Source organism: Anaerotruncus sp. AF02-27 (assembly GCF_003465835.1).
GTDB lineage: Bacteria > Bacillota > Clostridia > Oscillospirales > Ruminococcaceae > Anaerotruncus > Anaerotruncus rubiinfantis.
Genome location: NZ_QSBX01000010.1, coordinates 1 through 15759 on the forward strand (window position 1 = coordinate 1; position 15759 = coordinate 15759).

Consider the following 15759-nt stretch of genomic DNA (forward strand, 5'->3'; position numbering starts at 1 on the left):
CTTTTCCCTGACCATCCAGCTAAAGGATTTTTGATTTATAACATGCACATTCTTTATCCCAGTAGTCATCGAAGCGGTCGAGAACAACGCGGGTACCCGGTGTGTATTCAACCAGTTTCCAAGGGCCGAAGCCGGAAGCATGGGTGGAGGCCCAGTCGGTTGCGTCGGGGTCCTCCGCAGTCTGATGCGCCTGGAATTCCTTGCTGTCAAGGATGAGACCGCAGACATGGGTCAGGAAGGCCTCACCGATCGGGTTGGCCGCGTCCATGGTGATCTTGACGGTGTACTTGTCGATCTTCTCGATCTGGTCCATGCTGTGAAGCTGCTGGCTCTGGGCGCCGAAGGTACCGGTGTTGCCCATGACGTTGAAGCCGCGCTGCCATTTGTAAATGAAATCATCCGCGGTCAGCTCGTTGCCCGCGTGGCTCATGACGCCCTCACGGAATTTCAGGGTAATAACCTGTCCGCCTTCGCTGACCTCCCAGGACTCCGCCAGCGAGCCGACGATCTTTTCATAATTTGGCAGGATAAAGCCGGTTGACTCGTCGTAATAGGTCTCGAACGCAAGCGGGGAATCGTAGAGGTTACGTTCGAGTTCCTGCGCCTCAGCGGTGTACTGGAACTCATTGTCGCAGCCGTTTGGCAGTTCAGGAACCGCCCAGATCAGGGTCTTTTCGCGGCTCACTTCCTTGAGCTGCGCGCCGTCCGCCGCCGTGGCTGTTTTGCTCTGTGCGGCGCCGCCGCTCGCGTCTCCGGATGCCGCCGGTTCGGTGGTGCTCCCACAGCCTGAGAACAACAGTGTCAGCGCCAACATGAGGGTAAGCAAAAGAGAGACTGCCTTTTTCATTTGAATCCTCCTAAATTTTACCGGCAGGACCGGTTTATTTTTGGGGTTGCCATTCTCTATTCCAAAAAACCGCTCTCACGGCTTCAGAATCGCATCTTCCCGCAGCATGGCGTGTACGCCGCGCCGCCCGTTCACAATCTGTGTGATCCGCAGGTCCACCGCCACGCTGCAAAGCGCGAGCGCCTCCTTTGGGGAATAACCGAAAAGCTTTTGCATCAGTTTTGCCATGTCTCTGAGCGCGATATATGCCGCGTCGGTGAGATCCTCCGCGAAACCGAAGGTGATCCATCCGGCCGGGGTTTTGCAGACTGGCCGCTCGATCTCCCAGTCGGAGAGCCCAAATTGTAAGCGCACTTCGCGCATCGGGCACTCGATCGCGGTGCATCCGCATTCGCCGTCCCCCTGTGCCGCGTGACCGTCGCCGGTGGAAAAAAGCGCGCCCTCCGCGAAAACCGGCAGGTAGAGGGTACTGCCCGGTACGATCTCTTTACAGTCGAGATTCGCGCCGAACCGATCGGGCAGATGGGTACGCGCGGACGCAACCTCTGCCGGCGCCACCGCAAACACGCCCATGAATGGATTCATCCGTACCCGATGGCCTCTTTGGCTCACACAGACTCTGTTTTCCACATCGATCTGCCAGCGCAGAAAATATTCTGCCCCGGAAAAGCCGATGCGCCTGAGATGGTCAGGATCTCCGCCGCCGACCCGGCTCCAGCCCCAAGTGTCCGGCACGATCGATTCAACGGTGACCGCCAGCGCCATGCCGGGCCTCGCCCCGCGTATTGCGACCGGCCCGCAAAGCGCGTGCCCAGCGTCGCGTTCGGTACGCTGAGTAAAAAAGTCCCCTTCTTCAGAGGCTTTAAAATCGGTTTCCCGGATGCGCCAGTCGGCTTCGAGCGTCTGAAAGGCCACTGTATCGCCCGGGTTGACGGTCAAAACCGGCGGATAATCCTTCGAAAGTGAACCGCGCAGCGCCGCTCGAGATGGAAAAAGCTTGTAGGTGCTCATCCGTTCACCTCTTCGGTTCGGTGAGGGTCAGCTCCGGATATCGAAGCGCCCATTCCATGTAATGCGCCGTTGCGCGTTCAAAATCGTAAACCGGCCTGAACCCGGCGTCCTCCTCCAATCGGGACATATCGAACATCCCATTGTCCGGCACGCTGAAAAAGCTGACATTCGGCTCTTTCTCCGGGTCGATCTCATATGTAAAGTCCGGGATATAGGTCCTCAGCAGTTCACAGAAGTCCGAAACCGGCCATCGCGAAACGCCACCGCAGTTATAAGCGAAGTGGCGAAGTTCTTTCGCTTCTAGCACGGCCTTCACTGCAAGCGCGGTGTCAAGCCCGTAAATCCAGCCGGTTGCGCCGGGTTTTGAGAGCACCGCCTTCTCATGCCGCAGCGCCCGGTAAACCGCCTGGCATGGCGCGCTCATCGTATCGCGCACGCCGGTGCGGTATTCCCACGCGCCGAACACATCCCCCAGCCGCAGTGAAACCGCGTCGGTCCCGTGCAGCTCGGCATAGCGCCGCACCAGGCGCTCGGCCGCAAATTTGCTGGTTTCATAGGTGCTTCGGGGATTCTTTACTACATCTTCAAAAACAGGGTCGTATTGCTGCGCCGAATCTCCGTAGACCGCAACCGAGCTTATGTAAACAAAGCGATTCACTTTGTGTTTGGCGGCCGCGTTCAGAACATTGAGTGTTCCCAGGCAGTTGACCTGCAAAACGGTGCGCATCTGCTCCTTTTCACGATCCCTGTTTGGGGTGATTGCCGCTGCATGCACCACGAAGTCGATCCCATACTTTTCCATCACCTCGGCAATGCGTTCCTCCGAAAGCACGTCCCCCTCTTCCCACACGACCCTGCCGGGCTTTTCCGACAGCATTTGCGCCGCCTGCGGAATCATCGGGCGTTTTGAATAGACGACGACCTGATGGCCGTCCCCGGCAAGAACTTCGGCAATGTTAATCCCCACAAAACCGGTCCCGCCTGTCAAAAGAACCTGCATCTCAGTTTCCCTCCTCAATTACGGCGAAGGCACGCACCGGGGAACCGGATCCGCCTTTTAAGCGCAGCGGAACCCCATAGAACATGAACTCGCCCTTTCCCAAAAGCTCTTCCAGATTCACGAGCCACTCATAATGCGCCAGCTTCAGCTCACGGCAGGCCCGGTGGCTGGGAAACAGCTTTTTGTCAAGTATATCGGTCGACGGGCCTTCCACCCCGTGCATCCGGGAGCCGTGCTTTGCGAGCCAGCGCACCACCTCCGCGGAGATCTCCGGGTTCATGCGCAGCAGGTCGTCAGAGGGGTAATATTTTTTATGGATACCGGTGCAGAAGAGGACGATGTGCCCATCGATCTTGACGCCGGCCTTCTCCTGCGCCGCCAGAACATCCGCAACTGTAACGGTGCCGCGCGGCGGGATCTGCCGTAAATCCAGACAAACCGCTTTCCCAAAGAAGAGATCGAGCGGCATTTCGTCCACGGAAAGGCCCTGCGGATCCATGTGGAAGAAAGCATCGACATGGGTGCCAGTGTGTTCGGTCATGCCGATGTAATTCCATGCCGAAGTGAACGGATCGTCCGGCGCGCCGCTTCCAAAGGCTTTGGAGTCCTCATGGGTGACCATATTCAGGTAGACGTTTCCAGCAAAGTCCCGGTTGGCGAGCATATTGCTTATGATTGGCATTGATAAATCGACAATCCGCATCTGGACGATACCTCCAAGCTTTGTCCTTTAACCGCTTTCAAATACAGAGAAAACATTTGGAGCACATTCAAAAATTCTTGCTTCATTTTTTGTATTTTCCTTTTTCTCCACAACCTTTGGCAAACATTTTGTAACCGCCTGCAACAATTTCATTATAAAGCTAATTTTTAAAAAGACAATAATTATTTTAATAAAACTGAATTTTTGTTAAATATGCAAATAAATCAATTCATTCGCTATCCAATATCAACAATTTTTTAGATTTCACTAATATTTTGTTTGCTTTTTTTCGAATTTGCATATATATTTTTATTAACGAAATTGAAAACGGTTAAAATTATTGAAATCCTTACCCGGTTTTGCTATAATTAAGAAAAATGCCGTCCAGAAGGAAAAGAAGGGGATTTTACCGACATGAACATTTACGAAGTCGCCAAGAAGGCAAAAGTCTCTGCCGCGACCGTTTCCCGTGTCATCAACAACAAGCCGAACATCAGCGCCAAAACCTACGAAAAGGTGATGTCCGTCCTTGCGGAGACAAACTACTCCCCCAACGCGATTGCACGCGGGCTGGCCCTGAATTCGATGAACATGGTCGGAATCGTCGTCGACGATATCCGCAACCTTTACCGTGCCAACGTTGTTTATTACCTGGAAGACCTGCTCAGCAAAAACAATTACAATGCGGTCATCTTTAATGCCGGCACCAAGGGGGATTCGCTCTATCCCCTGATTTTGCAGCAGCGGCTGGACGCGCTGATCTTTGTCGGTTCGTCGATGAGCACCCCACAGGTTAGGGAATTTATCCAAACACATTTCTCCCAGCAGCCGGTCCTCATGTATAACGGCGAGATCGACCTGCCCAACGTCCTCACGGTCATCTGCGACGAGTCTGCCGGGATGCAGCTGCTGGCAGATCACCTTTACCGCACCGGACGCCGCAAACCGATCTATGTGGATTTCAGCAACACGCTGGCCAGCCAGCGCAAATTTCAGGGATTCCGTGAAAAACTTGATGACCTGCGGGTGGAGTTTGACGATTCGCATGTGTTCCTCGCGCCCTCGGATGATTTCGACGGCGGCTGCGCGGCCGCGAAACGCGCGATTGAAAGCGGTTTAAAATTTGATGCCGTGGTATGCAGCCTGGACCTGCTCGCAATGGGGGTCCTCTATACTTTGCAGCAGTACGGCTTCAACATCCCCGGGGATATTTCGGTCACCGGATTTGACAATCTCGCTTACGGTAAAATCTCCGCGCCGTTTCTGACCTCCATCGACGGCAACGCGGAAGTTATGGCGAATGTAGCCGTCGAGCGGCTTATCGCCTGCATCAGCGGCGCGCCCGTTTCCACCGAACCTGTTTACATCGCGCCTTCCCTGTTCCTGGGCGGCACGACCTGATAGAACTGTAAAAAGAGAGGAGCCTGTTTTCATGTTTGACGCCGTTTTTCAGAACGCATGTGTCGTGCTGCCAGATGCGGCTGATCCTGCCGACGTGGCCGTGCGGGATGGGAAAATTGCTGCCATACTTCCCGCGGGCAGCGGCGCGGCCGCCCAAAAATCCTATGAACTGCGCGGAAAAATTCTCTTCCCCGGTGTAATCGACAGCCACGCCCATGTCACCTACTGCGGGGACATCGCATCCGGCTCGTATACGGCCGCAAGCGGCGGCGTGACCACCCTGATCGAAATGCCGACCTCCGGTTGGATGCCTTACGTGATGGACGCGGGGGTATTTTCCAAACGCGTCGCAGAGATCAACAGCACTTCTGCTGTCGATTTTGCCTTGTGGGGTGGGATTTCCCCTCAGGCGCCCGAAAAGGCACAGGAGCTTATCGCCTGCGGCGCAGCCGCATTCAAGGTCTTTCTGAGCGACGCGGGGGACTACCGTTTTTTTACCGACGAGGATCTGCTCAAGCTGTTCGCGCAGGTGAAGGAATCCGGCACACTGGTCGGCGTGCATGCCGAAACCGAGTGTATCTGCGCCGCGCGGACGGCCGCCCTGCGCGCGGCGGGCTGCGGCCCGCAGGCACATAGCGACAGCCGCCCGGTGGTTTCGGAAGTTCTGGCTGTTTCCCGGCTATGCGCCGCGGCGCTGCACGAAGGCGTCCGGGTCCATGTCTGCCACATCTCCGCGCCCGAGGTTGTGGAAACAGTCGAAATGTTCCGCCGCCGCGGCGGGCGGATCTTCGCGGAAACCTGCCCGCATTACCTGCTGCTGACCGACGAAGACGTCATCCGCTGCGGCGCTTACGCCAAATGCGCCCCGCCGATCCGCTCCCACGCGCTGGTGGAGGGGCTGTGGGAGAAGGTGCTCTCCGGAGAAATAGACATCATCGGCAGCGACCATGCCGCCTATCCCGAAACGCAGAAGGAAAAGGGCTTCTGGCAGGCGCCTGGCGGATTCCCCGGGCTTGACCTCATTCTGCCCGGGCTTTACAGCGAGGGGGTCCGCAAGCGCGGAATGAGTCTTTGCCGCCTTGCTGAAATCACCTCCGCCAACGCGGCAAAAGCCTTTCAGCTCGATTCGCGCAAGGGTTCTATCAAAGTGGGGCTGGACGCGGACTTCGCGGTGCTCGATCCAAATGCCGAGTGGGAATTTTCCGCGGCGGACACCTTTTATAACAACAAATCCGCAAAATATCCCTACGAAGGAAAAAGGCTCATCGGAAAGGTAATACGCACCTTTGTGCGCGGCAGGGAAGTTTTCCGCGACGGGACGCTCACCGACAAAAACGCCGGAGATTTTGTCCCCGCACGCGCCGGCGTATAATAGCAAATCCCCCAAACGGACGGGCGCGGCGGCACTGCCGCCGCGCCCGTCCGTTTGCTTTCGCACAGAAAACGCGGTATACTGATTCCATTACCGAACCAAAAGGACTGAAAACAATGCGGATTCCACCGAAAGATCCCGCCGGTATGGAACAGGAAATCCTCCGGAATTTTGCGGTTCCATATGCGGAAAATACCGGCAGCCTGCCGCTTCTCGAAAAGTGCCTGCGCTGCGGCCTGCCCGTGAAGGAGATTGTGGAGCGGCTGACCGGTTCGCGCAACACCCTGCTTTATGACCGCTCGGGCAGGCCTTCGCTCATGGTACGCGTGCCGAAATTTTATCTTGACGAAGTGCTGCCGGGTGCTGAGCACCGCCCGCACCCGATGTTTGCGGACGGCACGGACTATATATACCTTTCCAAATATCAGAACACGATGGAGGACGGCCTCGCCTACAGCCTGCCCGGCCGCGACATCAAAAACTTCATCAATTATGACGAAGCCCTCGCCTGCTGCGCCGAAAAAGGCAAGGGCTGGCATCTGATGAGCAACTTTGAGTGGGCGGGACTCGCGCTCTGGTGCCGCGCCCATTCGCTGGACCCGCGCGGAAACAACCGCTATGGGGCCGACTGCGCCCGTCCCGAAGAATGCGGCGAACCGGCGGCTTTCATGCCGGACGGAAGGCCTTCCCGGGTCCTCACCGGCAGCGAACCCGCCGCCTGGTCGCATGACGGCACATTGGACGGCATTTTCGACCTGAACGGAAACGTCGCGGAATGGGTGGGCGGACTGCGGATGCGCGACGGAAAACTGCTGCTGCTGCCGGAAGCGCTTGACGCCAGCTCGGATGCCCAGCGGCGCGGCAGCCCGTACTGGCATGCCCTCCTGCCAACGGGGGAACCCGTCCCGCCGGATGCGAAATATGCCCTGCATTTCGACTACACCGCGGCCCCGCCGCCCGCCGGCGGCACGCCCGCGTTCGCGCTTTCGGACGCGCGGCGCTACCAGCAGGAGGACTACATGCACGAAACGCCCGGCGTGGACGAAACCTACGGGCATATGCGTTTTTGCGACTTCACCGCGCTTTCCGGGGTGGATGTCCCGGAAATCCTGCGGATCGCCTGCATCTTCCCTTCTGATGAAAAATGCGCGCCCGGCGACCTGTATTTTCGCAATAACGGGGAGATGGCCGCCCTGCGCGGCGGCCACTGGTACCATGGACAGAGCGCGGGGATCTTCTGGCTGAACCTCGCGCACCGGCCGGAATACCGGGCCGAACGGATTGGCTTTCGCTGCGCCTATCTTCCCGCAAATCCCTGAACAAACCATGGAAAAAGGCTGTCCGCGTCCCGAAAAACGGGACGCGGACAGCCTTTTCGTATATCAAGAATGTAGGAGAAAGCTCATTTGAGCATTGCGAGCGCCTGTTTTTCGATTCCCGCGGCGTCGATGCCGAAATATCCGAGCAGCTCCGGCAGGGTACCCGCCGTGCCGAAAGTGGTCATTCCGAGCCGTTTGCAGCTTTCCATGGCGATGCCGCTTTCCGCGATGTACTCGAGCACCGCGCTGCCAAGCCCGCCGTATATGGTGCCGTCCTCGACGGTCATGACCCTCCTGCAGGAGGCGAAAGCGGCTTCCAGCGCTTCGGTGTCAAGGGGTTTAATCGTGTGCATATCCAACACCTTCGCGCACACGCCCTTTTCCCGCAGCCGGTCGGCGGCGATTGCCGCTTCCCCGACGCACGGGCCCGCGGCGATGATCGCCAGGTCATTGCCGTTGTCGCGCACCGAGACTGCTTTGCCAAGGGTAAACTGCTGATCCTTGGGATAGATGACCGGCGTGGCGCCGCGGCCAAGCCGCAGGTAGACCGGCCCATCAATTTCCGCAACCAGCTTCACAAATGCCTTTGCCGCCACAGCGTCCGCCGGACAGACGACCGTGAGGTTCGGGATGGTACGCATGAGCCCAAGGTCCTCGGTGCCCTGGTGGGTGACGCCGTCGGTGTCGCCCGAAAGACCGCCCAAGCCCGCCACAACCTTAACATTCAGGTTTGGGTAGGCTACGAAGGTGCGGATCTGTTCGGCGGCGCGCATCGAAAGGAATGGGCTGTAGCCGACCGCAAAGACGGTGTAGCCTTCGCTCGCCATTGCGGCGGAGGCGGTGATCATATTCTGTTCGGCAATGCCGAATTCAAAGTAACGGTCGGGATATTTGCCCGCATATTCGCCCAGCGCGAACGAACGGTAAGTGTCCGCCGAAGCAACCAGGATTTTATCGCAGGTTTCGGAGAGCGCCATCACGCCCTGCCCAAAACCGGTGCGCGTAGAAACCATATCAGGCATACTGTTCCACCGCCTTTCCAAGTTCTTCCATTGCGATTCGGTATTCTTCCGCGTTCGGCGCCTTCATGTGCCAAAGGTATTGGTTCTCCATAAACGAAACGCCCTTGCCTTTCGTGGTCTTGGCGATGATGACCGAAGGGGTGCCCTTGCGCTGCTTCGCGGTCTCGACCGCGCGGCGGATCGCCTCGATATCGTGGCCGTCGATGACCTGGGTATCCCATTTGAAATCGCAAAAACGCGCCTCCAAATCACCAAGATCCTGGATCGAAGCAACCGAACCGCCGCTTTGCAATCCGTTATTGTCGATAAAGAGGATGAGGTTGTCGAGTTTCGCGTTGCCCGCGTAGAGCGCCGCCTCCCAGACGATCCCCTCCTGGATTTCGCCGTCGCCCGCAATGGCATAGACCCAGTGATTCCTGTGATCCTTCTTACCAATCAGCGCCATGCCCAGCGCGGCCGAAACGCCGTTGCCGAGCGAACCGGTCGTCATGTCGACGCCCGGACATTTGCGCATGTCCGGATGGCCCTGTAGCTTGCTCGCAAGCATCCGGTACTGCATCAGGTCCTCCTCCGGAAAAAATCCTCGTTTCGCGAGCGCCGCGTAGTAGAGCGGGCAGGCGTGCCCTTTCGAGAGGACAAACCGGTCGCGGTCCTGCCAATGCGGGTTGGCCGGATCGACATTCAGGATGTCGAAATACAGGGTGGCGACCATCTCCGCCATCGAAAGGCTCGGCGCAATATGCCCTGTCTTGGCGTGGTTGACCATCTCCACCGCTTTTTGGCGCAGCTCATAGCTGATTTTATAAAGTTCTCTGACCTTTTGATCCATTGTGATCCCTCACCTTCCCTTTTCCGAAACCGCGTCCCGGGCAGCCTGCTTGATCGAATCCACGTCGATTTTGAACTCCCTGACCAGATCTTCATAGGCGCCGCTTTCGGTGAAGCAGTCGCGGATGCCGACCGTTTCAAGCGGGACGCAGACACGGTTCTTCGCGAGCGTCTCCGCAACCGCGGTGCCAAGCCCGCCGAGGATCGAATGCTCCTCCGCGGTCACGATCGCGCCGGTTTCGCGCGCGGCCGCGAGCACCGCTTCACAGTCGAGGGGTTTGATCGTGAACATATCGTAAACCCGTGCTGAAATACCCTCCGCGGCCAGTTCTTCGGCCGCCTTCTTCGCACGGTAAACCGAAAGCCCGTACGCGAAGATCGAAAGGTCCGCGCCGTCGCGCAGCTGTTTCGCCTTGCCGATGGTGAAGCTTTCTCCCGGCTGATAAAGCGGGTCATATCCGCTGCGGGAAAGGCTCACATAAGCCGGCCCGTTGTAATCTTCGATGAGCGTCCTGACCATCCAGTCCACCATAACCGGGTCGCTCGGGGACATCACCAGCATACCGGGGATGCCGCGCATGACATTGATATCGTCGAAGCTGTGATGGGTCGCTCCGTCATAGCCGCCGGTCAACCCGTTATTTCCACCGATAAGCCGGACGTTCAGTCCGGAATAGGCGATCAGGCTCTTGGCGCTCAGGGCGCAGATGCTCGCCACAAAGGTGGCGAAGGTGTTGATAAACGGGATGTAGCCGCTGCTCGCGAAGCCCGCGGCCATCGAAACCATGTTGGCTTCGGCAATCCCGACGTCAAAGAACCGGTCGGGGCATTCCTGTGCAAAAAGGACCGATTTTGTACTGGTGGCGAGATCCGCGTCGAGCACGACCACCTTTTCATTCGCCTTGCCGTATTTGCGCAGCGACTCTCCATATACATCACGTAAAGCCTGCGGCATTATTTCGCCCCCCTTAGTTCGCGCATCGCCAGTTCATATTCCTCATCGGTGATGGCTTTGCCGTGGAATTTGTTGGTCCCCTCCATGAAGGAGACGCCTTTGCCTTTAATGGTATTTGCAAGCACGACCCGCGGCATGGGATCGGCTGCATTTTTAGCGGCTTCGATCGCATTATAAAGCTGGGCGATGTTGTGCCCGTCGCATTCGTAGACCTTCCACCCGAAGCTCGCCCACTTCGCGGCCAGATCGCCGATCGGCATGACGTCTTTGGCCAAACCATCGAGCTGGACCTTGTTCCAGTCCACGATCGCGACCAGGTTGTCGCACGCAAATTTCGCGGCGGACATCGCCGCCTCCCAAACGGTTCCCTCATTGAGTTCACCGTCGCCGAGCACCGGGAATATGTATCCGCCCGCCTTCGAGAGCTTTTTCGCGCAGGCCATACCCACACTGGCGGAAAGCCCCAGACCGAGCGGCCCGGTGGAAAGCTCCACGCCGGGGGTCTTTTTCGAGCAGGGATGCCCCTGCAGACGGCTGCCCGGCTGGCGCAGGGTCTTCATCTCTTCTTTCGGGAAGAAGCCCTTTTCACAAAGGCACCGGTAGAGCATCGGCGCCGCGTGCCCTTTGCAGAGCACGATACGGTCGCGCCCCGCGTCATGCTGGTTTTCAGGCGTGATGTTGGCGCACTCCATATAGAGCGTGACCAGGATTTCGCAGACGGACAGCGAACCGCCCGCGTGGCCGGTCTGGACCGCATGCAGCAGTTCGACCGTATCGATCCGGAATTGTTTACATAAGGCGTCCAGCTCCTGGACGCGCGTTTCAGTCAACGGCATAGTATTCTCCTCTCAAAACAGTTTGCCTATAGGACGCTCAGCCGGGATTCTTGTGAAAGCGCAGCACGATCTTCCCGGTCTGCGGCAGACGCGCGGCGGCGTGTTCGAACGCCTTTTGGGTGTCGGCAAAATCAAACACATCGGTGATCATCCGCCGCGCGTGCTCCTGGTAGAGCTTGAATCGGGAGATGACCGGCACGAACTGGTGCATCTGCAGCCGCGAGGCGACGATTTTAAGCTGTTTGCGCATCGCGATGTATCCGTCACAGGTAAACGGCACGCCTGCCACCGGGACAAACCGCCCGGCCGGGGAAAGAATTTTGAACGCGTCCTCGGCAAATCTGGGGATGCCCGCGCAGTCGCACACGATGTTCGGACCGACCCCTTCGGTGATCTCCATCACCTTTTCATTGACGTCTTCTTTCTTCGCGTCAATAACATGCTGCGCGCCGATTTCCCTTGCGAGCGCGAGCCGCCCGTCGCTGACCTCACTGATCATGACGGTGGCGCCCATATGGATGGCGGTGTCCGCCAGCATGAGCCCGATGGGCCCCGCGCCGTGGATGAGCATTGTGTCCTCCGGCTCGAGCTCGGCACGCGAGCAGACCTGCCCCGCGATGGTGTACGGCTCGATGAGCGCAGCTTCGTCCCAGCTGATCCAGTCCGGAAGCTTGTGCCACTGGTGTTCGCCCGCGACGAAGTATTCCTCCATGCCGCCGCTCATGTTGCAGCCGGTCACATGCAGGCTGCTGCAAACATTTCCCTGTCCTTTTCGGCAGGCGTAGCAGGTGCCGCAGTAGTCAATCGGCTCATGCACGACCCGGTCCCCCACCTTGAGGCTTTTCACGCCGCTGCCCACTTCTGTGACAACGCCGGCAAATTCATGTCCGGGGATGCGTTTCGCGCCCACCGACTGGGAATGCTTCCCTTCAAAAATCTTGATGTCGGTGCCGCAGATTCCGCAGGATTCAACCTGCACTTTGACCGAATGTGCGTCTTTGAGCTGCGGCTCCTCGACGTCGGCAAAATAGGAACAATCCTTGCCTTCAATCACGAAAGCTTTCATTTGCGATTCCCCCTGCTTATAAGCTTTTGAGCATCTCACGGACCGCCAGCGCGCAGCTCTTAGGGCTGGTGAGCACCGGCACCGGGATCACTTTGTTGAGCGGCTCGTCCAGCCGCGCCATCGAACCCTGCGCGAGCAGGATGACGTCTGTTTCCTTCGCGAGCTGCTCCGCGGCTTCAGTGACCAGCCTGTCGTGGGTCTCGGGGTCTCCGGAGCCGAGCGCCTGATATGCGCCCTGCGCCACCCGGCTGATGATCTCCACATCCTTGCCGGCCGCTTCCGCTTTCTGGCGCAGCAGCTTCACTGTCGGCTCGATGGTGGTTTCCAGACTTGCGATTACGCCGACCTTCCCGCCGGCGGCAACAGCGCGCATGGCCATGGCGTCGTCGATACGGATCACCGGGACGGAGTATTTCGCATCCGCCGCCTGGGCGACCTGCCCAACCGAAGAGCAGGCAATGACCACCATCTGCGCGCCCGCCGCGATTGCGCTTTCGATATGCAGGAAGGTGCGCTTCTCCACGTTTTCGTCCGGCGCGCCGGTACGCATGACGTCGCGGATGAGGCTGTCGTCCGCGATGCAGATCAGCTCGCAGTCCTCGAGCGTGTCGTTCAGAATCTTTTTAAAGTTGTTGACCAGCGGGCCAAACGAAGTAAAAATGACGGCTATCTTCTTCATGACAAAAACCTCCTGATCTTTGGTTCTTAGGAATCCTGCCCGGCGAAACGTTTCTCCTCGAGCACAAAGGTATCCCCGGCGGAGGAGCCGCCGTCCACAAAGATTGCCTGCCCGGTGACATGGACGCTGCCGGGGGACAGCAGGCTCACCACCGGCCCCACCAGCCATTCGGTGCGTCCCGGCACGCCGCGCGGGATGCTCGCGACACGTTTCTGGAAGCTTTCCGGGTTCTGTTCAAGCTGCTTGCGGTTGATGTCAGTCACGATCAGGCTCGGGCAGATACAGTTGACATTGATGCCTTTCTTGGCCCACTCGATCGAAAGCGAACGGGTAAAGCCGTTGATCGCGGCTTTGCTGGCGGCGTAGGCGGTGTAATAGGACTTTCCCTGGATCGAACTCAGGGAGGAAATATTCACCACCCGGCCTTTTTTCGCTTTGAGCATATAGCGGCCGACCGATTTGCAGCAGATCACGATGCCGGTGAAGTTGACATCCATGACCTTGTTGAACTCCGCCATAGTGATCGCCGAAAGGCTATTGATGATATTGATGCCCGCGCAGTTCACAAGCCCGTCAATCTTTCCGAAATGGGCATGGATCTGATCCACCGCGTCGTTGACCGCCTGTTCGTTTGTCACATCGGCGGGCAGCGCCAGCACATCGGCGCCGGGATAGTCCGCATGCAGGCTTTCCACCGCGGCCTCGCAGTCCTTCGGGAAGAGCCCGATGATGCCCACCTTCGCCCCAAGGCTCACAAATCCTCTGCACAGCTCCAGCCCGATGGTGCCGGTGCCGCCGGAAACGACGATCACTTCGTCCTTGATACCGAACAGATTTTCCAAGGTATACTTCATATGACCAGCTCCTTTTGGTTTTATGGTATGGACGGTTTACCGGTAGAGGATGAGCGCGATCATCTCAATCGGCTCGTCCCCCGTGGCCTCGATGCTGTGTCCTTCCCCGTCGCCGGTGAAAGTGACGTCTCCCGGCCCGACCTCAACAACGGTCCCATTGTCGTTAAAAATTCCCCTGCCGCTGAGGATATAATAGGTCTCGGACTCGCCATCATGCACATGATAACCGATGGCACTGCCCGGATAAACGGTTGTGTGCGCGAAAACACGGCCTTTCTGATAAAGTTCTTCAGGGCCGTTGAGCAAGCTGCGGACAGTGATCTCATTTTTGCCGCCAAACGGCGCCGGCTTACGTTCGGAATGCTTCTCATTGCTTCTTCTAACCATAATTTTGCTTCCTTCCAAAGTATTTGGGTGACATCGATGTCACCCTGTCGACAAGACTAAAATAACACATCCTTTGGCTGAAATCAATGGTTTTTTGAAAATTTTAGAATATTTCTTGCTTTTTCGGATACACTTTTTGTTTTCTCAAAGTCCAAATTGTGATATCGATATCACTTTTACATGTAAAACTGTCTGTTTTAAGTAAAATGGACGAATTTTAAAAAAATTTTGAAATATTCATTGCCAATGCGATTTTTATATAATATTATAAAATCAACTGCATAACTTCAGATCCATGCAAAGGGGCCGTGATGAGAAGCGGCATCGAGTCAGCACCGGGTTTTCCCCTGCCGGGATCTGCATAAAAAAGGAGCGTTTAAATTTCATGACGATTTACGATATCGCCAGGCAGGTGGGCGTCTCACCAAGCTCGGTATCGCGCGTGATCAACAACAAGCCCGGCGTGAATCCCGAAACGCGTCAGAAAATCCTGCGTCTGGTGGAGGAAAACAACTACTCGCCCAACGCAATCGCCCGCGGGCTGGTGAACCAGTCCTCAAAGACCATCGGCATCCTCGTTGCCGATATCCGCAATATCCACCACACCGACGGCGCTTACTACATCGAGCGGGAGCTGGTCGGGCGCGGCTACTGCTGCATCATCCTCAACACCGGGCACGAGGACAGCGAAAAGGTCAATGCGATCGACATCCTCAAACGCCGCCGGGTCGAAGGCGTCGTGATGATGGGTTCGATTTTCCAGTGCAGCGCGGTGAAAGATGCAATCACGCAGTGCCTAAGCGACATCCCGGTCGCAATCATCAACGGCTGGATCGATCTGCCGAACGTCTATGGGATCCTTTCGGATGAGTTGGGCGGGCTGCAGTCCTGCGTCCAGCTGCTGATCGAAAAAGGGCGGCGCAGGATCGCGTTCATCTGCGACAAGCCCTATAACCCCAGCAACCGTTTGAAGGAAAAAGGCTATCTCATGGGGGCGGAATCGCTCGACATCAACGCCGCCGAATGGAGTTACCGAACCGAAAACGCCTTGGAAGGCGGATACGAAGCGACCCTCCAGGTTCTGCGGGAACATCCCGATGTGGACGGGATTGTCTACGGAATCGATCTGCTCGCGGCGGGCGGCCTGCAGGCGCTGCACGACAAGCAGATTGATGTCCCCGAACAGATCGCGATCGTTGGGGTAAACAATTCGATGTATGCGGAAATCTGCACCCCGCCGCTCACCTCTCTGGACAATAAGCGCCTCGAAGCGAGCATCATGGCCGCGCGGATCATCATCGACACCCTGTCCGGCCAGAAGCCTTCCCGCAGAATGGTCCTGCTGCCCGAACTGGTCGAGCGCAAAAGCACCTGATCGCCTGTCCCAAACGCATCCGCGTGCCGCGGATGCGTTTTTTGTTGCAGTTTCAGCGAAATCTATTGCAGCTTTGTTTCATTTCAAAATAGAGAGAAATCGAT

16 protein-coding genes are annotated in these 15759 nt (G+C 57.3%); 4 read left to right on the forward strand and 12 right to left on the reverse strand.

The window, feature by feature from the left end; genetic code table 11:
- Positions 1-19 precede the first annotated feature (19 nt).
- The 4 genes from DWV16_RS09440 to DWV16_RS09455 all read right to left on the reverse strand — a co-directional run bounded on the left by DWV16_RS09440 (position 20) and on the right by DWV16_RS09455 (position 3561).
- A complete protein-coding gene (locus DWV16_RS09440; RefSeq protein WP_118478939.1) occupies positions 20-847 on the reverse strand; it encodes an ABC transporter substrate-binding protein in 828 nt (275 codons plus the stop codon).
- A 75-nt stretch (positions 848-922) separates the two neighbouring features.
- Positions 923-1858, reverse strand: a complete 936-nt coding sequence (locus tag DWV16_RS09445; RefSeq protein WP_118478941.1) for an acetamidase/formamidase family protein — start codon at positions 1856-1858, stop codon at positions 923-925.
- A gap of 4 nt (positions 1859-1862) precedes the next feature.
- On the reverse strand, positions 1863-2858 hold the full coding sequence (locus DWV16_RS09450; RefSeq protein ID WP_066458914.1) for an NAD(P)-dependent oxidoreductase: 996 nt from the start codon (positions 2856-2858) through the stop codon (positions 1863-1865).
- 1 nt (position 2859) lies between these two features.
- Positions 2860-3561 carry a cyclase family protein gene (locus DWV16_RS09455; RefSeq protein WP_066458912.1) on the reverse strand — a complete coding sequence of 234 codons (702 nt, stop codon included), beginning with the start codon at positions 3559-3561 and terminating at the stop codon, positions 2860-2862.
- 414 nt (positions 3562-3975) lie between these two features.
- Here DWV16_RS09455 and DWV16_RS09460 point away from each other — a divergent pair, with 414 nt between their 5' ends.
- From DWV16_RS09460 to DWV16_RS09470, 3 genes are all read left to right on the forward strand, one after another.
- On the forward strand, positions 3976-4962 hold the full coding sequence (locus DWV16_RS09460) for a LacI family DNA-binding transcriptional regulator (RefSeq protein ID WP_118478943.1): 987 nt from the start codon (positions 3976-3978) through the stop codon (positions 4960-4962).
- A gap of 31 nt (positions 4963-4993) precedes the next feature.
- Entirely contained in the window at positions 4994-6334 is a 1341-nt protein-coding gene (locus DWV16_RS09465) for a dihydroorotase family protein (protein WP_118478945.1), read from the forward strand.
- Between the two features lie 116 nt (positions 6335-6450).
- Entirely contained in the window at positions 6451-7653 is a 1203-nt protein-coding gene (locus DWV16_RS09470; protein WP_118478947.1) for a hypothetical protein, read from the forward strand.
- An 83-nt stretch (positions 7654-7736) separates the two neighbouring features.
- Here the strand turns inward: DWV16_RS09470 and DWV16_RS09475 are convergent, their stop codons facing one another.
- From DWV16_RS09475 to DWV16_RS09510, 8 genes are read right to left on the reverse strand one after another with little or no spacing between them, the layout of a single operon-like run.
- Entirely contained in the window at positions 7737-8675 is a 939-nt protein-coding gene (locus DWV16_RS09475) for a transketolase family protein (RefSeq protein WP_066458903.1), read from the reverse strand.
- Entirely contained in the window at positions 8668-9504 is an 837-nt protein-coding gene (locus tag DWV16_RS09480) for a transketolase (RefSeq protein ID WP_118478949.1), read from the reverse strand. Before DWV16_RS09480 ends, DWV16_RS09475 begins: the two co-directional genes overlap by 8 nt.
- Positions 9505-9513: 9 nt before the next feature.
- Entirely contained in the window at positions 9514-10458 is a 945-nt protein-coding gene (locus DWV16_RS09485; RefSeq protein WP_066458899.1) for a transketolase family protein, read from the reverse strand.
- On the reverse strand, positions 10458-11294 hold the full coding sequence (locus DWV16_RS09490; RefSeq protein ID WP_066458897.1) for a transketolase: 837 nt from the start codon (positions 11292-11294) through the stop codon (positions 10458-10460). Before DWV16_RS09490 ends, DWV16_RS09485 begins: the two co-directional genes overlap by 1 nt.
- Before the next feature lie 37 nt (positions 11295-11331).
- Positions 11332-12360: a zinc-binding dehydrogenase gene (locus DWV16_RS09495; protein WP_066458895.1), complete on the reverse strand. Its 1029-nt coding sequence runs from the start codon at positions 12358-12360 to the stop codon at positions 11332-11334.
- A 16-nt stretch (positions 12361-12376) separates the two neighbouring features.
- Complete coding sequence (locus tag DWV16_RS09500; RefSeq protein WP_066458893.1) at positions 12377-13039, reverse strand: aspartate/glutamate racemase family protein; 663 nt, start codon at positions 13037-13039, stop codon at positions 12377-12379.
- A gap of 26 nt (positions 13040-13065) precedes the next feature.
- Positions 13066-13893 (reverse strand): SDR family NAD(P)-dependent oxidoreductase, encoded by an 828-nt coding sequence (locus DWV16_RS09505; RefSeq protein WP_118478951.1) that lies wholly within the window; start codon positions 13891-13893, stop codon positions 13066-13068.
- A gap of 36 nt (positions 13894-13929) precedes the next feature.
- Positions 13930-14280 carry a cupin domain-containing protein gene (locus tag DWV16_RS09510; protein WP_066458887.1) on the reverse strand — a complete coding sequence of 117 codons (351 nt, stop codon included), beginning with the start codon at positions 14278-14280 and terminating at the stop codon, positions 13930-13932.
- Positions 14281-14665: 385 nt separating this feature from the next.
- On the opposite strand from DWV16_RS09510, the gene DWV16_RS09515 reads away from it, so the two are divergent.
- Positions 14666-15655: a LacI family DNA-binding transcriptional regulator gene (locus DWV16_RS09515; protein WP_066458885.1), complete on the forward strand. Its 990-nt coding sequence runs from the start codon at positions 14666-14668 to the stop codon at positions 15653-15655.
- Positions 15656-15759 lie beyond the last annotated feature (104 nt).